The following is a 21,148-nucleotide window of genomic DNA, read 5'->3' as shown; positions in this document are numbered from 1 at the left end:
GACATAAAAAAACCGGAAATATCAGCTATTTCCGGTTTGATAAGTAGATATGTTGCCGGATAAGAGATCCGGCACACTCGGCAGATTACTGCTGCTGCTGGGAAGACTGGATCGCGGTCAGTGCGATGGTATAGACGATATCGTCTACCAGCGCGCCACGAGACAGGTCGTTCACCGGCTTGCGCATACCCTGCAGCATCGGCCCGATGGAGATCAGGTCGGCAGAACGCTGTACCGCTTTGTAGGTGGTGTTACCGGTGTTCAGATCCGGGAAGATGAACACGGTAGCGCGACCTGCAACCGGAGAGTTCGGCGCTTTGGATTTCGCAACGTCAGCCATAACGGCGGCGTCGTACTGCAGCGGTCCGTCGATCATCAGGTCAGGACGTTTTTCCTGCGCCAGACGAGTCGCTTCACGAACTTTCTCTACGTCGCTACCTGCACCAGAGGTACCGGTGGAGTAGGAGAGCATCGCAACGCGCGGTTCGATACCGAAGGCAATCGCGGATTCAGCGGACTGAATAGCGATTTCTGCCAGCTGTTCTGCGGTTGGATCCGGGTTGATCGCGCAGTCGCCGTAAACGTAAACCTGATCCGGCAGCAGCATGAAGAACACAGAAGACACCAGGGAACTACCCGGTGCAGTTTTGATCAGCTGCAGCGGTGGACGAATGGTGTTCGCAGTAGTGTGAACGGCACCGGAAACCAGACCGTCAACGTCGTCCTGTTCCAGCATCAGGGTACCGAGAACCACGTTGTCTTCCAGCTGTTCGCGGGCAACGGTTTCGGTCATGCCTTTGTTCTTACGCAGTTCGACCAGACGAGCAACGTAGCTTTCGCGAACCACATCTGGATCAACGATTTCTACGCCAGCGCCAAGTTCAACGCCCTGAGAGGCCGCAACGCGGGTGATCTCATCCGGGTTACCCAGCAGTACGCAGGTTGCGATACCACGTTCAGCACAGATGGCTGCCGCTTTAACGGTACGCGGTTCGTCGCCTTCCGGCAGAACAACGCGTTTGCCCGCTTTACGTGCCAGCTCGGTCAACTGATAACGGAACGCTGGTGGAGACAGACGACGGCTGCGCTCAGACGTTGCGGTCAGAGATTCAATCCAGTCAGCGTTGATGAAGTTAGCAACGTATTCCTGAACTTTTTCGATACGCTCGTGATCGTCAACCGGAACTTCCAGGTTGAAGCTCTGCAGGCTCAGAGAGGTCTGCCAGGTGTTGGTGTTGACCATGAATACCGGCAGGCCGGTTTCGAATGCACGTTCGCACAGTTTGGTAATGCGCGCGTCCATTTCGTAGCCACCGGTCAGCAGCAGGGCGCCAATTTCTACGCCGTTCATCGCTGCCAGGCATGCAGCAACCAGCACGTCCGGACGGTCAGCGGAAGTCACCAGCAGGGAACCTGCGCGGAAGTGTTCCAGCATGTGCGGAATGCTGCGTGCGCAGAAAGTCACAGACTTCACGCGACGGGTATTGATATCGCCTTCGTTTACGATAGTGGCGTTCAGGTGACGCGCCATATCGATTGCACGAGTAGCGATCAGATCGAAGCTCCATGGCACCGCGCCCAGAACCGGCAGCGGGCTGGATTCTTGCAGTTTAGCCGGATCAACTTTGATCACTTTCGCTTTGGAAGAGTCGTCGAAAATCTCGGACAGATCCGGGCGAGTACGGCCCTGCTCATCAACCGGTGCGTTCAGTTTGTTAACGATTACGCCGGTGATGTTGGTGTTTTTCGCGCCACCGAAGCTGCTGCGAGTCAGTTCAATACGCTCGTTCAGTTGTTCCGGGGTATCGGTGCCCTGAGACATAACGAAGACGATTTCTGCATTCAGCGTTTTCGCGATTTCGTAGTTCAGAGACTGCGCGAACTGATGTTTACGGGTTGGGACCAGGCCTTCAACCAGGACAACTTCAGCGTCTTTAGTGTTCGCGTGGTAGTTCGCGATGATCTCTTCCATCAGCACATCTTTCTGATTGCTGGACAGCAGAGATTCAACGTGGCTCATCTTCAGCGGCTCAGCGGCTGGCAGAGAAGAGTTAGCACGGACGATGCTGGTAGTCTGGTCTGGCGCATCGCCACCGGCACGCGGTTGAGCGATCGGCTTGAAGACGCTCAGACGAACGCCTTTGCGTTCCATTGCGCGGATCACGCCAAGGCTGACGCTGGTCAGACCGACGCTGGTTCCGGTAGGGATCAGCATAATAATACGGGACACGGTTTATCCTCTTTCGTTACCGCCCGTTTCAGGCGGGTTACAAAACAGCACCGCCAGCTAGGCTGGCGGTGTGAAATCAGGCGGTCAGACGGCTCGCGTCTTGCGCGATAACCAGTTCTTCGTTGGTTGGGATAACCAACGCAGGACGGGTACCTTCTTTGTTGATGAAACCAGATTTGCCGAAACGTGCGGCCAGGTTACGTTCGTGGTCTACTTCAAAGCCCAGAACGCCCAGTTTGCCCAGAGACAGTTCACGAACCATCGCGGCGTTTTCACCGATACCACCGGTGAAGACAACGGCATCCAGACGACCATCCATCAGCGCAGTGTAAGAACCGATGTATTTCGCCAGACGGTGGCAGTAAACGTCCATTGCACGTTTAGCGTCTTCTTTAGTCGCGTAGTTATCTTCAACATAGCGGCAGTCGCTGGTGACTTCGGTCAGACCCAGCAGGCCGGACTCTTTGGTCAGCATTTTGTTGATCTGGTCAACGCTCATGCCCAGGGTGTCGTGCAGGTGGAAGATGATCGCCGGGTCGATGTCACCGGAACGTGTACCCATCACCAGACCTTCCAGTGGGGTCAGACCCATGGAGGTATCAACACATTTACCGTTACGGATAGCAGATACAGAACCGCCGTTGCCCAGGTGGCAAGTGATGATGTTCAGCTCATCAACCGGTTTGTTCAGCACTTTAGCCGCTTCCTGAGTAACGAAGAAGTGGCTGGTACCGTGCGCGCCGTAACGACGAACGCCATGTTCTTTGTACAGGCTGTACGGCAGGGCGTAGAGGTAAGATTCTTCCGGCATAGTCTGATGGAACGCGGTGTCGAATACGGCCACGTTTTTGTCTTTCAGATTCGGGAAGGATTTCAGCGCTTCAGCGATACCGATCAGGTGTGCAGGGTTGTGCAGCGGTGCAAAAGAGGCTGCATCTTTGATACCCTGAATAACGGAATCGTCGATAACTACAGAGCCGGTGTATTTTTCGCCGCCGTGAACAACACGGTGACCAATCGCAGTCAGCTGAGCAGACAGTTCTGGTTTTTGTGCCAGAATAGTATTAACGATAAAATTCAGCGCTTCACTGTGAGCGGCGCCTGCACCTAAAGCCGCTTCTTGTTTACCGCCATCCATTTTCCATTTGATACGTGCTTCTGGGAGATGGAAACATTCGGCTAAACCAGAAAGGTATTCTTCACCGTTTACTGCATCGATGATGGCAAATTTCAGTGAGGAGCTACCGCAGTTCAGAACCAGTACTAACTTACTCGACATGGAAGTACCTATTTATGATACGTGGCTAAAAAAACGTCAGGGAGTCATAGAGCGTAGCGCATGATGACACCGACGTTTATGATTAACATCATGCGCCATGGTCTTTTTGGGCACGATGGAATAAATACCTTTGAGTCTATGTCATTTTGCGTATTTTTCAGCCAATGGCATACTATGTGTCAATTTGACGACTCAATGATTTTGGACTAAAGGCCTTACAGGCCGGCACAGGATACCTGAATGTGGGTATCAAAGACAAAATGTTTTGAACGATGTCCCTTGTAGTTGTTGTTTTGCACAAATTTTTTAATTTTTATATGTGAAGTTGAGGTAACCGCCATGTCGACACCGGATAATCGTTCCGTCAATTTTTTTAGCTTGTTTCGCCGGGGGCAGCACTACGCGAAGACGTGGCCAATGGAAAAGCGCCTCGCGCCCGTGTTTGTAGAGAACCGCGTGATCCGTATGACACGTTACGCAATCCGTTTTATGCCGCCTATCGCCGTCTTCACCTTATGCTGGCAAATTGCGCTAGGGGGACAGTTGGGACCGGCCGTGGCGACCGCGCTGTTTGCGCTCAGCCTGCCGATGCAAGGCATGTGGTGGCTGGGTAAACGTTCCGTAACGCCGCTGCCGCCTTCAATACTCAACTGGTTCTACGAAGTTCGGGGTAAATTGCAAGAAGCCGGGCAGGCGCTCTCTCCGGTAGAAGGAAAGCCGGATTACCAGGCGCTGGCTGACACGCTTAAGCGCGCCTTCAAACAACTGGATAAAACTTTCCTTGATGATTTGTAATTGACCCCTGATTACGCATATAAAAGAAGGCACAAGATGCCTTCTTTTTTTTCATCGCAGTAGTAGTGATACAGGAGTCCCAAATGGAAATGACCAACGCTCAACGTCTGATTTTGTCGAATCAGTACAAAATGATGACTATGCTCGACCCAACTAACGCCGAGCGTTATCGTCGTTTGCAGACGATTATTGAACGCGGTTACGGCTTGCAGATGCGTGAGCTGGATCGTGAGTTTGGTGAACTGACGGAAGAAACCTGTCGTACGATTATCGATATTATGGAGATGTATCACGCATTACATGTGTCCTGGACTAATCTTAAGGATGCACAGGCTATTGATGAGCGCCGCGTGACTTTCCTCGGTTTTGACGCCGCAACGGAAGCCCGTTTCCTCGGATACGTTCGCTTTATGGTGAATGTGGAAGGTCGCTATACCCACTTTGATGCGGGTACGCATGGCTTCAACGCCCAAACCCCGATGTGGGAAAAATATCAGCGTATGTTGAACGTCTGGCACTCTTGCCCGCGCCAGTATCACCTGAGCGCGAATGAAATTAACCAAATCATTAATGCCTGAGGGGGCGAGCGTGCAGTGCAAAGGTTTTCTGTTTGATCTGGATGGAACGCTGGTCGATTCCTTACCCGCAGTAGAACGTGCGTGGTGCAACTGGGCCGATCGTTTTGGCCTCGATCACGCCGAGGTGCTCGGCTTTATTCATGGCAAGCAGGCCATTACCTCCCTGCGACACTTTATGGTGGGCAAATCTGAGGCAGAGATCGCCGCGGAGTTTACCCGTCTGGAGCAGATCGAAGCGACGGAAACCGCCGGGATCACTGCGCTGCCTGGGGCTGTTGATTTACTCAACCATCTCAATAAAGCGGGTATTCCATGGGCAATTGTGACCTCCGGCTCTATGCCGGTCGCACGGGCGCGCCATCGTGTTGCTGGGCTTCCTGCTCCTGAAGTGTTTGTCACCGCCGAGCGGGTAAAAAGAGGGAAACCAGAGCCAGACGCGTATCTGTTAGGCGCTCAGCTTCTGGGCCTGGCGCCGCAGGAATGTGCCGTGGTGGAAGATGCCCCCGCCGGGGTGCTTTCAGGACTGGCAGCTGGGTGTCATGTCATCGCGGTCAACGCGCCAGCGGATACGCCGCGTCTGAACGAGGTTGATTTTTCGCTGACCAGTCTGGAACATATTTCTGTGACCAAACAACCCAACGGAAATGTGGTCGTTATAAGAAATACCTGATCATGATTTAGCCCCAGATTGTTGGGGCTTTTTTATGGCAGAATCAGTCCATCCTCTCATTTAACAAGGATATGTTGTGAACGGTGAATTGATATGGGTTCTCTCATTGCTGGCGATTGCCGTCGTCTTGTTTGCAACTGGCAGAGTGCGTATGGACGCGATCGCTTTGCTGGTCATTATTGCCTTTGTTCTGAGTGGAACATTGAGCATCACAGAGGCTTTTTCAGGGTTCAGCGATCCTAACGTTATTTTGATAGCGGCTTTATTCATTATCGGTGACGGCCTCGTGCGTACCGGTGTGGCGACAGTAATGGGCGCCTGGCTGGTGAAGGTCGCCGGTAGCAGTGAAGTCAAAATGCTGGTGTTGCTGATGATAACCGTAGCTGGACTCGGTGCATTCATGAGTTCGACCGGTGTGGTCGCCATCTTTATTCCGGTTGTCTTAAGTGTTTCCATGCGCATGGAAATTTCCCCTTCACGCCTGATGATGCCGCTAAGTTTTGCCGGCTTGATAAGCGGCATGATGACGCTGGTGGCAACGCCGCCAAACCTGGTCGTCAACAGTGAACTGTTACGTGAAGGACTTAATGGTTTTAGCTTTTTTAGCGTAACCCCACTGGGATTGGTGGTGTTGGTACTTGGCATAATTTATATGCTGGTGATGCGTTTTATGCTGAAGGGTGAAGACTCCGGGCAGCCGGGCGACGGCTGGAAGCGCCGGACCTTTCGCGATCTGATTAAAGAATATCGCCTGACCGGGCGCGCGCGTCGCCTGGCGATTCGCCCGGGTTCTCCTATGATAGGCCAGCGTCTGGACGACCTGAAACTGCGTGAGCGCTACGGGGCAAACGTGATTGGCGTGGAGCGCTGGCGTCGCTTTCGTCGCGTGATCGTTGACGTAAACGGGGTTTCTGAGTTTCGTGCTCGTGACGTATTGCTGATTGATATGTCTGCGGCCGATGTCGACCTGCGTGAATTTTGCGCTGAGCAACTGTTGGAACCGATGGTGCTGCGTGGAGAATACTTCTCCGAGCAAGCGCTTGATGTGGGCATGGCCGAAATCTCTCTGATCCCTGAGTCGGAATTGATCGGCAAAACGGTACGGGAAATCGCTTTTCGTACGCGTTACGGGCTGAATGTCGTTGGGCTGAAGCGCGATGGTACGGCGCTGGCCGGGGCGGTGGTTGATGAGCCGCTGTTGATGGGCGATATCATTTTAGTGGTGGGCAACTGGAAGCTGATCACGCTGCTTGGACAAAAAGGGCGCGATTTTGTGGTGCTAAATATGCCTGTGGAAGTCAGTGAAGCTTCTCCGGCGCACAGCCAGGCGCCGCATGCGATTTTCTGTCTGGTACTGATGGTCGCGTTAATGCTCACCGATGAAATCCCTAATACGGTTGCCGCGATTATCGCTTGTTTGCTGATGGGAAAATTCCGTTGCATCGATGCCGAAAGCGCCTACAAAGCCATTCACTGGCCAAGCATTATTTTGATTGTCGGGATGATGCCTTTTGCGCTGGCGTTACAGAAAACGGGCGGCGTCGATCTGGTGGTGAAAGGGCTAATGGACGTTGGTGGTGGGTACGGCCCGTATATGATGCTGGGCTGCCTGTTCGTGCTGTGCGCGACCATTGGGTTATTTATCTCTAACACCGCGACGGCGGTACTGATGGCGCCGATTGCGCTGGCGGCGGCAAAGTCGATGGGCGTTTCGCCGTATCCGTTTGCGATGGTGATTGCGATGGCGGCTTCCGCAGCCTTTATGACGCCAGTGTCTTCACCGGTAAACACACTGGTGCTCGGGCCGGGTAACTACAGCTTTAGCGACTTCGTGAAGATTGGCGTACCGTTTACGGTGATTGTCATGGCAGTGTGCGTGGTGATGATCCCGATGCTGTTTCCGTTTTGACCGCCGCAGTAAACGCCTGATGGCGCTGCGCTTATCAGGCATACGGATATCACGTTATCTGTAGGCCGGATAAGGCGTTAGACGCCATCCGGCAAAATCGTTTAAAGCGGTGAATCCTGGCTGATTTCATCTAATGAAAGGTGAAAGCTTGGGACAAACACGTCCATAAAGTAGTCCATCTCTTCGCTGCGTCGTGACTCCAGCGTTTTTTCCAGACGTGTTTTCGCCAGCAGAAATTCGTTGTTACCGGCGGAGAGTTCTTCCAGGCACTTCAGATACGCGCACAGGGCATCGGCCTGTTTAACAATCGATCTTTCTTCTTCACTTGAGGCATGTTCATCAATGAGCGGTGCAAAAATATCGCGTAACTCATCGGGAACCATATCGACCAGTTTTTGCTGGGCAATTTTCTCTATCGCTTTATATTCCTGAGCAATCTGCGAGTTGAAATATTTCACTGGGGTAGGAAGATCGCCGGTTAACACCTCTGACGCATCGTGATACATCGCCAGCAGGGCAATACGCTCAGCATTTACCTGACCACCAAATTTACGGTTTTTGATCGCGGCCAGCGCATGAGCAACCATAGCAACCTGCAGACTGTGTTCGGACACGTTTTCGGTGCGCACGTTGCGCATCAGCGGCCAGCGGTTAATGAGTTTCAGACGGGAGAGGTGGGCAAAAAAGTGGCTCTGCTTCATAACGACCCTTACTCAGTGACTTCAGTAACGGTATTTTGCGCAGAGAGTGCTACCGGATGCAAACCCGGTAGCACTTTGCGTGGTTACAGCTGGCGATACCCTGACAGGAAACGCTCAAATTTACTCAACGACATTTCGATATCATCAATTCGCGGCAGCGTAACGATGCGGAAATGATCCGGCCATGGCCAGTTGAATGCCGTCCCCTGAACCAGCAGTACTTTTTCCTGCAACAGGAAGTCGAGCACCATCTTCTGGTCGTCATGAATATTGAAGCGCTTGGCGTCAATTTTCGGGAACATATACAGTGCACCGCGCGGTTTTACGCAAGAGACGCCAGGAATATCATTGAGCAGTTCCCAGGCGCGGTTACGTTGCTCATACAGACGTCCGCCAGGCATGATGAATTCGCTGATGCTCTGATATCCACCCAGCGCGGTCTGAATGGCATGTTGTGCAGGGACGTTCGCACACAGGCGCATAGAAGCCAGCATCTCAAGGCCTTCGATATACCCTTTGGCATGTTTCTTCGGTCCGTTCAGTACCATCCAGCCCTGACGGAAACCGGCAACACGATAGGTTTTTGACAGGCCGTTAAAGGTAATAGTCAGCAGATCCGGGGCCATTGCCGCTATCGAGTGGTGCTCGGCGTCATCGTAGAGAATTTTGTCGTAAATCTCATCTGCAAAGATGATGAGGTTGTTCTGGCGAGCAATCTCAACAATCTCCATCAGCAGCTCTTTAGAATAAACAGCGCCGGTTGGGTTGTTGGGGTTGATGATGACGATCCCACGCGTACGCGGCGTAATTTTGGCGCGGATATCATCCAGGTCCGGGAACCAGTCTGATGATTCATCACACAGGTAATGCACGGCATTACCACCAGAGAGCGAAACCGCCGCCGTCCACAGTGGATAATCAGGTGCAGGAACCAGCATTTCGTCCCCACTGTTCAGCAATGCCTGCATGGCCTGCACAATCAATTCGGATACGCCGTTACCGATATAGATATCTTCTACGGTTACATCGCGCATCCCGCGGGCCTGGTAATGCTGCATGATTGCTTTGCGGGCTGAATAAAGGCCTTTGGAATCGCAATATCCTTGCGCAGTTGGCAAATTGCGGATCACATCCACTAAAATTTCATCTGGTGCTTCAAACCCGAAAGGCGCAGGGTTGCCGATGTTCAGTTTCAGAACTTTGTTGCCTTCTTCTTCCAGGCGCTTTGCTTCCTTCAGAACCGGGCCGCGAATGTCATAACAGACGTTTTCTAATTTGCTGGATTTTTCAATGGGGGACATGAACGTTGACCTTTTTAGCTGTGAATGCCACTCCCTGCCGTGGAAGTCAGCCCAGCACAATGTACTCCCACGACGGTGAGTTTTGAAGGGTCTTTAGTAGAAGATTTTGGAAAGCAGGAGGGCGATAATTAACTTTTAATAACTAAATTATACAATTATTACAGTGTAATAATCTGGATTGTTGTGTTTTTTATGATTTATGTTTTGCTTTGTTGGTATTGGTATGGTGATTTGTCTGGTCGAAAAAAGTTAGCCCTATAAAACAAAATGCAGCCGATATATGTGCGATACGGCGCGATTCGAAAATACTGAGGTTTCATCCACGAATTCTGTTATCGGTCTGATCCCTACGTGACGCGGTGTGAATCCATTGTTAAGCATAATTAATGAATTGAGAGATTCTTAATTAATTATTATTTATTATTTAAACGGCATCAAATTGAGTGGGCTAATAATACGAAAACCGTTGCACTGACATAACACCAATTCGCCCGGAATTATTCGCAATAACACTTATAAATATAGTGGTTTTAGGTTAAGATAACTCCTATGAAATGGTGTGTAGTACGAGTTTTACGATAATTCAAATGTTTGTTGGTTGTTCATAACATACTGAAAAGTTAGTTTTTAATGTGTAAATTATTGTTCGTTAACTATTTTTTAAATTTACAAAATTTACATGTTTTCCATTAGTCAGAATCATCCGGCAGCTAAAAATACGGCTCTTTCTCGTTGCTATATTCCGATGAATATCACGGGTTTTAAAATAGCTCAGAAAGAGCATTGTTTCGTTTGTTAAACCAAATACATCCTTATTTTCACTTGGTTACACTAAGCGAAACTGAAGGGAGGCACATTACAAATGGAGTTGTTTGATTCTGAATGCACAGCATTAACCCGGTATGACCCGCGAGTAAGTGAAAAACTATGATAAATGCAAATCGTCCGATAATTAACCTCGACCTCGATCTGCTGAGAACCTTTGTTGCTGTTGCCGACCTAAATACCTTCGCGGCTGCGGCAGCTGCAGTATGTCGAACTCAGTCTGCGGTAAGTCAGCAAATGCAGCGCCTTGAGCAACTTGTGGGGAAAGAGTTGTTCGCGCGTCATGGACGCAACAAACTGCTGACCGAACATGGTATCCAACTGTTGGGTTACGCCAGGAAAATACTGCGATTTAATGATGAGGCATGCTCATCATTGATGTTTAACAATCTTCAGGGGGTGTTAACTATCGGTGCTTCTGATGAATCCGCCGACACCATACTCCCATTTCTGCTTAACCGCATTAGTTCGGTTTATCCGAAACTTGCCCTTGATGTAAGAGTGAAACGCAATGCTTACATGGTGGAGATGCTTAAGTCGCAAGAAGTGGATTTAGTGGTAACCACGAATCGCCCTGACGATTTTGAATGCCTGAATTTGCGGACTTCACCTACGCACTGGTATTGCGCAGCCGAATATATCCTGCAAAAAGGCGAACCGGTGCCGTTAGTTCTGCTGGACGATCCCAGCCCGTTTCGCGATATCGTGCTGGCGACGTTGAATGCCGCACAGATCCCGTGGCGTCTGGCTTATGTCGCTTCAACATTGCCTGCGGTCCGCGCGGCGGTAAAAGCAGGGCTTGGCGTTACTGCGCGTCCTGTAGAAATGATGAGCCCGGATTTACGCGTACTGGGTGCGGCGGACGGATTGCCACCTCTGCCTGATACCGAGTATCTGTTGTGCAGCGATCCGGCCACGCAAAATGAATTAGCTCAGGCTATCTTTAAGTCGATGCAGACATATCAAAATCCTTGGCAATACAATCAGTTTACCCCTGAAGGGGGAGATGACTCGCTGATTGTTGAAGGCGACTTTGAGTAAAGCGTCACAAAAAAACGTTTAAAAATGTAAGTGTAAAAAAGAGCCACTGATGATGAAAAAACATCCAGCGGCTCTTTTTTTATGCAAATATTACTGCTTTCTGTTCATTCATATACTAAAACTTAACAAAATCAGCAGGTAAAAAAACAGACTGACAATAGGGTGAAAAATAATCAGCCGCGTTGCTAAATGTTTCCATGTTAAAAAACTAGAGAAATTGTTGCTGTTTTTTATGGTGAATTAACAAAAGCGTGTCACAGATCAAGAAAATACTCCCATTTAGGGGGAGGCATCTGGGTGAATTCCTGTCAAAATAGACGTGTATTATCTTTTTTACTTCACTACGGACACGATTCAACAACATTAAAAATGACCGATGATGCAATCGAAATGGGTCTAAAGAGCACTTTATGTTAATGGAGTTGGAGTAGTGTAAAATAATGTGAGGAAACTTTTGTTAAAGTTGACAAAAGGTTATAGAAAGGAGTAAAAAAACCCATCAATTAGCTGTATAAAATGATTTTTCACAGTGATTGTAAGGTTTTTTTTATTCCTCCCCATGAATCGATGTGGCGTTCATCTGCCGAAAAGAGCAGAGAATTTGGCGCTACTTTTGATGAGTAAGCAATGAGTATGTCAACATCCACTGAAATCATCGCTCATCACTGGGCATTCGCTATCTTTCTTATCGTTGCCATTGGCCTGTGCTGCCTGATGCTCGTCGGCGGCTGGTTTTTAGGGGGTCGCGCACGCGCGAGATCTAAAAACGTGCCGTTTGAATCAGGTATCGACTCGGTCGGCACCGCCCGCCTGCGCCTGTCTGCCAAGTTTTATCTGGTAGCCATGTTCTTCGTTATCTTCGACGTTGAAGCGCTGTATCTGTTCGCATGGTCAACTTCTATCCGTGAAAGCGGTTGGATTGGCTTTGTGGAAGCTGCAATTTTTATTTTTGTGTTACTGGCAGGTCTGGTTTATCTGGTGCGTATTGGCGCGCTGGACTGGACGCCCGCGCGTTCACGCCGCGAGCGTATGAACCCGGAAACGAACAGTATCGCTAATCGTCAACGCTAACCGCGAGGCATTAAGATGGATTATACGCTCACCCGCATAGATCCTAACGGTGAGAACGACCGTTACCCCCTGCAAAAACAGGAGATCGTAACCGACCCCCTGGAACAAGAAGTTAACAAAAACGTGTTCATGGGCAAACTGCATGACATGGTTAACTGGGGCCGTAAAAACTCAATTTGGCCATATAACTTTGGCCTTTCCTGCTGCTACGTTGAGATGGTGACCTCGTTTACCGCCGTGCACGATGTGGCCCGTTTTGGTGCGGAAGTACTGCGTGCATCGCCGCGTCAGGCTGACCTGATGGTCGTAGCCGGAACCTGCTTTACCAAAATGGCGCCAGTTATTCAGCGCCTCTACGATCAGATGCTGGAACCGAAATGGGTTATTTCCATGGGCGCATGCGCCAACTCCGGCGGGATGTACGACATCTATTCTGTAGTGCAGGGCGTTGATAAATTTATTCCGGTCGATGTGTACATCCCGGGATGTCCGCCGCGCCCAGAAGCGTATATGCAGGCTCTGATGCTGCTGCAAGATTCCATTGGCAAAGAACGCCGTCCGCTCTCCTGGGTGGTTGGCGATCAGGGCGTTTATCGCGCCAATATGCAATCAGAACGCGAGCGTAAACGCGGCGAACGTATTGCTGTAACGAATCTTCGTACACCAGACGAGATTTAATTTGCGCCTGTCGGCAGCAGCACTTCCTTCGCTTATCACTACATAAATAGCGCGAAGCACTGCCGACCACCACGGACCATTTGCAATGGTGAACAATATGACCGACTTAACCGCGCAAGACGCTGCATGGCAAACACGGGATCACCTTGATGACCCGGTCATTGGCGAACTGCGCAACCGTTTTGGGCCGGATGCCTTTACCGTTCAGGCGACTCGCACCGGGGTACCCGTTGTTTGGGTCAAGCGTGAACAATTACTGGAAGTTGGCGATTTCTTAAAGAGACTGCCGAAACCTTACGTCATGCTGTTTGACTTACACGGCATGGACGAACGTCTGCGTACGCACCGCGAAGGGTTACCCGCCGCGGATTTTTCCGTTTTCTATCACCTGATCTCCATTGAACGCAATCGCGATATCATGCTCAAGGTGGCTTTGTCTGAAAACGATCTGCGCGTACCGACTTTCACCAAACTGTTCCCGAACGCCAACTGGTATGAGCGTGAAACCTGGGAAATGTTTGGCATCGATATCGAAGGTCACCCGCACCTGACGCGTCTGCTGATGCCGCATACCTGGGAAGGCCATCCGCTGCGTAAAGACTACCCGGCGCGTGCGACTGAATTCGACCCGTTTGAGCTGACTAAAGCCAAACAGGATCTGGAAATGGAAGCGCTGACCTTCAAACCTGAAGATTGGGGCATGAAGCGTAGCACCGAAAATGAGGACTTCATGTTCCTCAACCTCGGTCCTAACCACCCGTCTTCCCACGGTGCGTTCCGTATTGTGCTGCAGCTTGATGGCGAAGAAATCGTCGACTGCGTACCTGACATCGGCTACCACCACCGTGGCGCTGAAAAGATGGGCGAACGTCAGTCCTGGCACAGCTACATTCCGTACACCGACCGTATCGAGTACCTCGGCGGCTGCGTTAACGAAATGCCTTACGTACTGGCGGTTGAGAAACTGGCAGGCATCACCACGCCGGATCGCGTCAACGTGATTCGCGTCATGCTGTCTGAACTATTCCGTATCAACAGTCATCTGCTGTACATCTCCACGTTCATTCAGGACGTCGGCGCGATGACCCCGGTATTCTTCGCCTTTACCGATCGTCAGAAAATCTACGACGTCGTGGAAGCGATCACCGGTTTCCGTATGCACCCGGCCTGGTTCCGTATCGGCGGTGTGGCACACGATCTGCCGCGCGGTTGGGACAAACTGCTGCGTGATTTCCTCGACTGGATGCCAAAACGTCTGGATTCTTACGAGAAAGCCGCGCTGCGTAACACCATCCTGAAAGGCCGTTCGCAGGGTGTTGCCGCTTACGGTAAGAAAGAAGCGCTGGACTGGGGTTGTACCGGTGCTGCGCTGCGTGCGACCGGTATTGATTTCGACGTGCGTAAAGCGCGTCCGTACTCTGGCTATGAAAACTTTGACTTTGAGGTCCCGGTTGGCGGCGGTGTGTCCGACTGCTATACCCGCGTGATGCTGAAAGTTGAAGAGCTGCGCCAGAGTCTGCGCATCCTTGAGCAGTGCCTCAATAACATGCCGGAAGGCCCGTTCAAAGCGGATCACCCGCTGACGACGCCGCCACCGAAAGAGCGCACGCTGCAACATATCGAAACCCTTATCACCCACTTCCTGCAGGTTTCGTGGGGTCCGGTTATGCCGGCAAACGAGTCCTTCCAGATGGTAGAAGCGACCAAGGGTATCAACAGTTACTACCTGACCAGCGATGGCAGCACCATGAGTTACCGTACCCGTATCCGTACCCCGAGCTATGCGCACCTGCAGCAGATCCCGGTAGCGGTACGTGGCAGCCTGGTGTCCGACCTAATCGTCCATCTGGGTAGTATCGATTTTGTTATGTCAGATGTGGACCGCTAATTATGCACGAGAATCAACAACCACAAACCGAGGCTTTTGAGCTGAGTGCGGCTGAGCGTGAAGCGATTGAGCACGAGAAGCACCACTACGAAGACCCGCGTGCGGCGTCCATTGAAGCGCTGAAAATCGTTCAGAAACAGCGTGGCTGGGTGCCGGATGGGGCGATCTATGCGATCGCTGATGTGCTGGGTATTCCGGCAAGCGACGTAGAAGGTGTTGCTACGTTTTATAGCCAGATCTTCCGCCAGCCGGTAGGTCGCCACGTGATCCGCTATTGCGACAGCGTGGTGTGCCATATCAACGGCTACCAGGGGATCCAGGCCGCGCTTGAGAAAAAACTCAACATCAAGCCGGGGCAGACGACTTTTGATGGTCGCTTTACGCTGCTGCCGACCTGTTGCCTGGGGAACTGCGACAAAGGGCCAAACATGATGATCGATGAGGATACTCACGCTCATCTGACCCCGGAAGGCATTCCCGAACTGCTGGAGCGGTATAAATGAAAGACATTATCCGTACTCCCGAAACCCATCCGCTGACCTGGCGTCTGCGTGATGACAAACAGCCGGTCTGGCTGGATGAATACCGTAGCAAGAACGGCTACGAAGGTGCGCGTAAGGCCCTGACCGGGCTGTCACCGGATGAAATCGTTAATCAGGTAAAAGACGCTGGCCTGAAAGGGCGCGGCGGCGCGGGCTTTTCCACTGGTCTGAAGTGGAGCCTGATGCCGAAAGACGAATCCATGAACATCCGTTACCTGCTGTGTAACGCCGATGAAATGGAGCCGGGCACCTATAAAGACCGTCTGCTGATGGAACAGCTGCCGCACCTGCTGGTGGAAGGCATGCTGATTTCCGCGTTTGCGCTGAAAGCGTACCGTGGTTACATCTTCCTGCGCGGTGAATATATCGAAGCAGCCGTGCATCTGCGTCGCGCTATCGCCGAAGCGACCGAAGCCGGTCTGCTAGGCAAAAACATTATGGGCACCGGTTTCGACTTCGAACTGTTTGTCCACACTGGGGCAGGGCGTTACATCTGCGGTGAAGAAACCGCGCTGATCAACTCCCTCGAAGGTCGCCGTGCTAACCCACGCTCCAAGCCGCCGTTCCCGGCAAGCTCTGGCGCATGGGGTAAGCCGACCTGCGTAAACAACGTCGAAACCCTGTGTAACGTACCGGCTATCCTCGCGAACGGCGTGGAGTGGTACCAGAACATTTCGAAGAGCAAAGACGCGGGCACCAAGCTGATGGGCTTCTCCGGTCGTGTGAAGAACCCAGGCCTGTGGGAACTGCCTTTCGGTACTACCGCGCGTGAGATCCTCGAAGATTACGCGGGCGGCATGCGCGATGGCCTGAAGTTCAAAGCCTGGCAACCTGGCGGCGCGGGGACTGACTTCCTGACCGAAGCACACCTCGATCTGCCGATGGAATTCGAAAGCATTGGTAAAGCAGGTAGCCGTTTGGGCACCGCGCTGGCAATGGCTGTCGATCACGAGATTGGCATGGTTCCTCTGGTGCGTAACCTCGAAGAGTTCTTTGCCCGCGAGTCCTGTGGCTGGTGTACGCCGTGCCGTGATGGTCTGCCGTGGAGTGTGAAAATTCTGCGCGCGCTTGAGCGTGGCGAAGGCCAGCCTGGGGATATCGAGACACTTGAGCAACTGTGTCGTTTCCTCGGCCCGGGTAAAACCTTCTGTGCACACGCACCGGGTGCAGTGGAACCGCTGCAGAGCGCCATTAAATATTTCCGCGAAGAATTCGAAGCTGGCATCAAGCAGACCTTCAGCAATACCCACGCTATTGGTGGTATTCAGCCGAACCTGCTGAAAGAGCGCTGGTGATCACAGGGTTAGCCCTGTGTCGCGATAAGAAATTCGATTAACGCTCGGTTACGACCGAGCCAACTGGAAGCATGCTGACTATGGCTACGATTCATGTAGACGGCAAAGAATATGAGGTCAACGGAGCGGACAACCTGCTGGAAGCTTGTCTGTCTCTTGGCCTTGATATTCCGTACTTTTGCTGGCACCCGGCGCTGGGAAGCGTCGGTGCTTGCCGCCAGTGTGCGGTGAAGCAATATCAGAACGCGGAAGACACGCGTGGTCGCCTGGTGATGTCTTGTATGACACCGGCCACCGAAGGCACCTTTATTTCTATTGATGACGAAGAAGCGAAGCAGTTCCGCGAAAGCGTCGTGGAGTGGTTGATGACTAACCACCCGCACGACTGTCCGGTCTGTGAAGAGGGCGGCAACTGCCACCTGCAGGATATGACCGTCATGACCGGTCACAGCTTCCGTCGATACCGCTTCACGAAGCGTACTCACCGTAACCAGGACCTGGGGCCGTTCATCTCTCACGAAATGAACCGCTGCATCGCCTGCTATCGCTGTGTACGTTACTACAAAGATTACGCCGATGGTGCGGATCTGGGCGTGTATGGCGCACATGACAACGTCTACTTCGGTCGTCCGGAAGACGGTACGCTCGAAAGCGAATTCTCTGGCAACCTGGTCGAAATTTGTCCAACCGGCGTCTTCACCGATAAAACGCACTCCGAGCGTTATAACCGTAAATGGGACATGCAGTTTGCGCCGAGCATCTGCCAGCAGTGTTCCATCGGCTGTAACACCAGCCCGGGCGAGCGCTACGGTGAACTGCGTCGTATCGAAAACCGTTATAACGGTACCGTTAACCACTACTTCCTCTGCGACCGTGGTCGTTTCGGCTATGGTTACGTGAACCTGAAAGACCGTCCGCGTCAGCCGGTACAGCGTCGTGGCGATGACCTGATCACGCTGAACGCCGAGCAGGCGATGCAGGGCGCGGCAGATATTCTGCGTCAGTCGAAGAAAGTGATTGGTATCGGCTCCCCGCGCGCCAGCGTTGAAAGTAACTTCGCGCTGCGTGAACTGGTCGGTGCGGATAACTTCTATACCGGTATCGCTCAGGGCGAACTGGATCGTCTGCAACTGGCGTTGAGCGTACTGCGTGACGGCGGGATTCATACTCCGGCTCTGCGCGAAATCGAATCTTATGATGCGGTTCTGGTGCTGGGCGAAGATGTCACCCAGACCGGCGCACGCGTTGCGCTGGCGGTGCGTCAGGCGGTGAAAGGTAAAGCGCGTGAAATGGCGGCGGCACAGAAAGTGGCTGACTGGCAGATCGCAGCAATCCTTAATATCGGCCAGCGTGCTAAGCATCCGCTGTTCGTTACCAACGTCGATAACACCCGTCTGGACGATATCGCCGCTTGGACCTATCGCGCACCGGTTGAAGATCAGGCGCGTTTAGGTTTCGCTATCGCCCACGCGCTGGATAACAACGCGCCGGCGGTTGACGGTATTGACCGTGACCTGCAGAACAAAATTGACGTTATCGTTCAGGCACTAGCCGGGGCGAAGAAACCACTGATTATTTCCGGCACCAACGCCGGTAGCGCCGAAGTGATTCAGGCGGCTGCCAACGTGGCGAAGGCGCTGAAAGGCCGTGGCGCAGACGTTGGCATCACCATGATTGCTCGCTCGGTTAACAGCATGGGCCTCGGCATGATTGGCGGTGGTTCCCTTGACGATGCGCTGACCGAGCTGGAAACAGGCCGCGCTGACGCTGTTGTGGTGCTGGAAAATGACCTGCATCGCCATGCTTCAGCCGCTCGCGTTGATGCCGCGCTGGCGAAAGCGCCGCTGGTACTGGTCGTTGACCATCAGCGTACGGCAATTATGGAAAACGCCCATCTGGTGCTTTCCGCTGCAAGCTTCGCCGAAAGCGATGGTACGGTGATTAACAACGAAGGCCGCGCCCAGCGTTTCTTCCAGGTCTATGACCCATCCTACTACGACAGCAACACCGTAATGCTGGAAAGCTGGCGCTGGCTGCACTCGCTGCACAGCACCGTGCAGAGCCGTGAAGTGGACTGGACGCAGCTCGACCACGTTATCGACGCAGTCGTTGAGAAGTTGCCGCAGCTGGCGGGCATTAAAGATGCCGCGCCGGACGCAAGCTTCCGTATCCGTGGACAGAAGCTGGCGCGTGAACCGCACCGCTACAGTGGGCGTACCGCAATGCGCGCCAACATCAGCGTACACGAACCGCGTCAACCGCAGGACAAAGACACTATGTTCGCTTTCTCTATGGAAGGGAACAACCAGCCGTCTGCACCGCGTTCACAAATTCCGTTTGCCTGGGCTCCGGGCTGGAACTCCCCACAGGCGTGGAACAAGTTCCAGGATGAAGTGGGCGGTAAACTGCGTCATGGCGATCCGGGCGTGCGCCTGATCGAAGCTTCTGCGGATGGTATGGATTACTTCACTACCGTTCCGGCGAGCTTCCAGGCTCAGGATGGTCAGTGGCGTATCGCGCCTTACTATCACCTGTTTGGCAGTGACGAAATGTCCCAGCGTGCGCCGGTCTTCCAGACCCGTATGCCGCAGCCGTACATCAAACTCAACCCGGCTGATGCCGCGAAGTTGGGTGTTAATGCCGGTACGCGCGTTTCTTTCAGCTACGATGGCAACACGGTTACGCTGCCGGTTGAAATCGCTGAAGGATTAACGGCAGGGCAGGTTGGTTTACCGATGGGCATGCCTGGCATCGCGCCGGTTCTGGCAGGTGCGCGTCTTGAGGATCTGCAGGAGGCACAACAATGAGTTGGATTACACCCGATCTGATTGAGATCCTGCTGAGCATTCTCAAAGCGGTGGTGATCCTGCTGGTGGTGGTCACCTGCGGGGCATTCATGAGCTTTGGCGAACGTCGTCTGCTGGGTCTGTTCCAGAACCGTTACGGACCGAACCGTGTTGGCTGGGGCGGTTCGCTCCAGCTGGTTGCGGACATGATCAAGATGTTCTTTAAAGAAGACTGGATCCCGAAATTCTCGGATCGCGTCATCTTTACCCTGGCACCGATGATCGCCTTCACCTCGCTGCTGCTGGCTTTCGCCATCGTGCCGGTGAGTCCGAACTGGGTGGTTGCTGACCTGAACATCGGGATCCTGTTCTTCCTGATGATGGCGGGCCTCGCGGTATACGCAGTGCTGTTCGCCGGCTGGTCCAGTAACAACAAATACTCCCTGCTCGGTGCGATGCGTGCGTCTGCGCAGACCCTAAGCTACGAAGTGTTCCTCGGACTTTCCCTGATGGGCGTGGTGGCGCAGGCCGGTTCATTTAACATGACCGACATCGTCAACAACCAGGCTGATATCTGGAACGTTATTCCGCAGTTCTTTGGTTTTGTCACCTTTGCCATCGCGGGCGTGGCGGTGTGTCACCGTCACCCGTTTGACCAGCCAGAAGCCGAGCAGGAACTGGCCGACGGTTACCACATTGAATATTCCGGTATGAAATTCGGTCTGTTCTTCGTGGGTGAATACATCGGTATCGTCACCATTTCTGCACTGATGGTTACCCTGTTCTTCGGTGGCTGGCATGGCCCGTTCTTACCGCCATTCGTCTGGTTCGCGCTGAAAACCGCGTTCTTCATGATGATGTTCATTTTGATTCGTGCGTCGTTACCGCGTCCTCGTTATGACCAGGTAATGTCCTTCGGCTGGAAAGTCTGTCTGCCGCTGACGCTCGTCAACTTGCTGGTAACTGCGGCTGTCATTCTCTGGCAGGCGCAATAAGGGACACAAAGACCATGACCTTAAAAGAATTGTTCGTAGGTTTCGGCACCCAGGTACGCAGTATCTGGATGATCGGCCTGCATGCGTTCGCGAAACGCGAAACGCAGATGTACCCGGAAGAGCCGGTCTATCTACCGCCCCGTTTTCGTGGTCGTATCGTTCTGACTCGTGATCCAGACGGTGAAGAGCGCTGCGTTGCCTGTAACCTGTGTGCGGTAGCGTGTCCGGTAGGCTGTATCTCTTTGCAAAAAGCAGAGACCAAAGATGGCCGCTGGTATCCGGAGTTTTTCCGCATTAACTTCTCACGCTGCATTTTCTGCGGCCTGTGCGAAGAAGCCTGTCCGACAACGGCTATTCAGCTGACTCCAGATTTCGAGCTGGGTGAGTACAAGCGCCAGGACCTGGTTTACGAGAAAGAGGATCTGCTGATCTCCGGTCCGGGCAAATACCCGGAATATAACTTCTACCGGATGGCAGGTATGGCAATCGACGGCAAAGATAAGGGCGAAGCAGAGAACGAAGCCAAGCCTATCGACGTCAAGAGCCTGTTACCGTAAGGAGAGG

Annotated in this window: 17 protein-coding genes; 13 read left to right on the top strand and 4 right to left on the bottom strand. The window is 52.6% G+C overall.

Annotated features, from left to right (window positions below; translation table 11 throughout):
• Window positions 1–85: 85 nt before the first annotated feature.
• Both pta and ackA read right to left on the bottom strand, forming a co-directional pair.
• Window positions 86–2,230, bottom strand: a complete 2,145-nt coding sequence (gene pta / locus G4551_RS16340; protein WP_003028094.1) for a phosphate acetyltransferase — start codon at window positions 2,228–2,230, stop codon at window positions 86–88.
• Between the two features lie 76 nt (window positions 2,231–2,306).
• Window positions 2,307–3,509, bottom strand: coding sequence for an acetate kinase (ackA, locus tag G4551_RS16335; protein ID WP_003839347.1), 1,203 nt, complete (start codon window positions 3,507–3,509; stop codon window positions 2,307–2,309).
• 339 nt (window positions 3,510–3,848) lie between these two features.
• On the opposite strand from ackA, the gene yfbV reads away from it, so the two are divergent.
• The 4 genes from yfbV (at window position 3,849) to G4551_RS16315 (ending at window position 7,461) form a co-directional block, all read left to right on the top strand.
• The gene (gene yfbV / locus G4551_RS16330; RefSeq protein ID WP_003028087.1) at window positions 3,849–4,304 is read left to right on the top strand and encodes a terminus macrodomain insulation protein YfbV; all 456 of its coding nucleotides are present in this window, start codon (window positions 3,849–3,851) and stop codon (window positions 4,302–4,304) included.
• Window positions 4,305–4,387: 83 nt separating this feature from the next.
• Entirely contained in the window at window positions 4,388–4,882 is a 495-nt protein-coding gene (locus tag G4551_RS16325) for a YfbU family protein (protein ID WP_003028086.1), read from the top strand.
• Window positions 4,875–5,552: a sugar phosphatase gene (locus G4551_RS16320; RefSeq protein ID WP_085951580.1), complete on the top strand. Its 678-nt coding sequence runs from the start codon at window positions 4,875–4,877 to the stop codon at window positions 5,550–5,552. Before G4551_RS16325 ends, G4551_RS16320 begins: the two co-directional genes overlap by 8 nt.
• 76 nt (window positions 5,553–5,628) lie before the next feature.
• The gene (locus tag G4551_RS16315) at window positions 5,629–7,461 is read left to right on the top strand and encodes an SLC13 family permease (RefSeq protein WP_003028084.1); all 1,833 of its coding nucleotides are present in this window, start codon (window positions 5,629–5,631) and stop codon (window positions 7,459–7,461) included.
• Window positions 7,462–7,562: 101 nt separating this feature from the next.
• On the opposite strand, the gene yfbR is transcribed toward G4551_RS16315, so the two are convergent.
• On the bottom strand, window positions 7,563–8,162 hold the full coding sequence (gene yfbR, locus G4551_RS16310) for a 5'-deoxynucleotidase (protein ID WP_003839353.1): 600 nt from the start codon (window positions 8,160–8,162) through the stop codon (window positions 7,563–7,565).
• 83 nt (window positions 8,163–8,245) lie between these two features.
• Entirely contained in the window at window positions 8,246–9,463 is a 1,218-nt protein-coding gene (gene alaA, locus G4551_RS16305; RefSeq protein WP_003028082.1) for an alanine transaminase AlaA, read from the bottom strand.
• Between the two features lie 927 nt (window positions 9,464–10,390).
• Here alaA and lrhA point away from each other — a divergent pair.
• The 9 genes from lrhA to nuoI all read left to right on the top strand — a co-directional run bounded on the left by lrhA (window position 10,391) and on the right by nuoI (window position 21,141).
• Window positions 10,391–11,329 carry a transcriptional regulator LrhA gene (gene lrhA / locus G4551_RS16300; protein ID WP_003028079.1) on the top strand — a complete coding sequence of 313 codons (939 nt, stop codon included), beginning with the start codon at window positions 10,391–10,393 and terminating at the stop codon, window positions 11,327–11,329.
• Between the two features lie 627 nt (window positions 11,330–11,956).
• Entirely contained in the window at window positions 11,957–12,400 is a 444-nt protein-coding gene (nuoA, locus tag G4551_RS16295; protein WP_003028077.1) for an NADH-quinone oxidoreductase subunit NuoA, read from the top strand.
• Between the two features lie 15 nt (window positions 12,401–12,415).
• Window positions 12,416–13,078: an NADH-quinone oxidoreductase subunit NuoB gene (gene nuoB / locus G4551_RS16290; RefSeq protein ID WP_003028075.1), complete on the top strand. Its 663-nt coding sequence runs from the start codon at window positions 12,416–12,418 to the stop codon at window positions 13,076–13,078.
• A gap of 85 nt (window positions 13,079–13,163) precedes the next feature.
• Window positions 13,164–14,966: an NADH-quinone oxidoreductase subunit C/D gene (gene nuoC, locus G4551_RS16285; RefSeq protein WP_003028072.1), complete on the top strand. Its 1,803-nt coding sequence runs from the start codon at window positions 13,164–13,166 to the stop codon at window positions 14,964–14,966.
• Between the two features lie 2 nt (window positions 14,967–14,968).
• Entirely contained in the window at window positions 14,969–15,469 is a 501-nt protein-coding gene (nuoE, locus tag G4551_RS16280; RefSeq protein ID WP_003028069.1) for an NADH-quinone oxidoreductase subunit NuoE, read from the top strand.
• Entirely contained in the window at window positions 15,466–16,803 is a 1,338-nt protein-coding gene (gene nuoF, locus G4551_RS16275) for an NADH-quinone oxidoreductase subunit NuoF (protein WP_003839356.1), read from the top strand. The genes nuoE and nuoF overlap by 4 nt, the downstream gene beginning before the upstream one ends.
• Before the next feature lie 80 nt (window positions 16,804–16,883).
• Window positions 16,884–19,610 (top strand): NADH-quinone oxidoreductase subunit NuoG, encoded by a 2,727-nt coding sequence (gene nuoG, locus G4551_RS16270; RefSeq protein ID WP_003839358.1) that lies wholly within the window; start codon window positions 16,884–16,886, stop codon window positions 19,608–19,610.
• Window positions 19,607–20,584, top strand: coding sequence for an NADH-quinone oxidoreductase subunit NuoH (gene nuoH, locus G4551_RS16265; protein ID WP_003028063.1), 978 nt, complete (start codon window positions 19,607–19,609; stop codon window positions 20,582–20,584). The genes nuoG and nuoH overlap by 4 nt, the downstream gene beginning before the upstream one ends.
• A gap of 14 nt (window positions 20,585–20,598) precedes the next feature.
• The gene (gene nuoI, locus G4551_RS16260; RefSeq protein WP_003028062.1) at window positions 20,599–21,141 is read left to right on the top strand and encodes an NADH-quinone oxidoreductase subunit NuoI; all 543 of its coding nucleotides are present in this window, start codon (window positions 20,599–20,601) and stop codon (window positions 21,139–21,141) included.
• The last annotated feature ends 7 nt before the right edge of the window (window positions 21,142–21,148 follow it).

The sequence above is a fragment of the Citrobacter freundii ATCC 8090 = MTCC 1658 = NBRC 12681 genome (assembly GCF_011064845.1).
Lineage (GTDB): Bacteria > Pseudomonadota > Gammaproteobacteria > Enterobacterales > Enterobacteriaceae > Citrobacter > Citrobacter freundii.
The sequence above is the reverse complement of the archived record's forward strand: the minus strand, read 5'-3'. Positions and strand labels throughout refer to the sequence as shown.

Coding starts and splice junctions, on each gene's coding strand:
- nuoE (WP_003028069.1), top strand. CDS start 14,969: ATGCACGAGAATCAACAACCACAAACCGAGGCTTTTGAGCTGAGTGCG.
- nuoG (WP_003839358.1), top strand. CDS start 16,884: ATGGCTACGATTCATGTAGACGGCAAAGAATATGAGGTCAACGGAGCG.
- alaA (WP_003028082.1), bottom strand. CDS start 9,463: ATGTCCCCCATTGAAAAATCCAGCAAATTAGAAAACGTCTGTTATGAC.
- nuoF (WP_003839356.1), top strand. CDS start 15,466: ATGAAAGACATTATCCGTACTCCCGAAACCCATCCGCTGACCTGGCGT.
- nuoH (WP_003028063.1), top strand. CDS start 19,607: ATGAGTTGGATTACACCCGATCTGATTGAGATCCTGCTGAGCATTCTC.
- nuoB (WP_003028075.1), top strand. CDS start 12,416: ATGGATTATACGCTCACCCGCATAGATCCTAACGGTGAGAACGACCGT.
- nuoA (WP_003028077.1), top strand. CDS start 11,957: ATGAGTATGTCAACATCCACTGAAATCATCGCTCATCACTGGGCATTC.
- lrhA (WP_003028079.1), top strand. CDS start 10,391: ATGATAAATGCAAATCGTCCGATAATTAACCTCGACCTCGATCTGCTG.
- G4551_RS16320 (WP_085951580.1), top strand. CDS start 4,875: ATGCCTGAGGGGGCGAGCGTGCAGTGCAAAGGTTTTCTGTTTGATCTG.
- nuoI (WP_003028062.1), top strand. CDS start 20,599: ATGACCTTAAAAGAATTGTTCGTAGGTTTCGGCACCCAGGTACGCAGT.
- yfbR (WP_003839353.1), bottom strand. CDS start 8,162: ATGAAGCAGAGCCACTTTTTTGCCCACCTCTCCCGTCTGAAACTCATT.
- yfbV (WP_003028087.1), top strand. CDS start 3,849: ATGTCGACACCGGATAATCGTTCCGTCAATTTTTTTAGCTTGTTTCGC.
- ackA (WP_003839347.1), bottom strand. CDS start 3,509: ATGTCGAGTAAGTTAGTACTGGTTCTGAACTGCGGTAGCTCCTCACTG.
- G4551_RS16325 (WP_003028086.1), top strand. CDS start 4,388: ATGGAAATGACCAACGCTCAACGTCTGATTTTGTCGAATCAGTACAAA.
- nuoC (WP_003028072.1), top strand. CDS start 13,164: ATGGTGAACAATATGACCGACTTAACCGCGCAAGACGCTGCATGGCAA.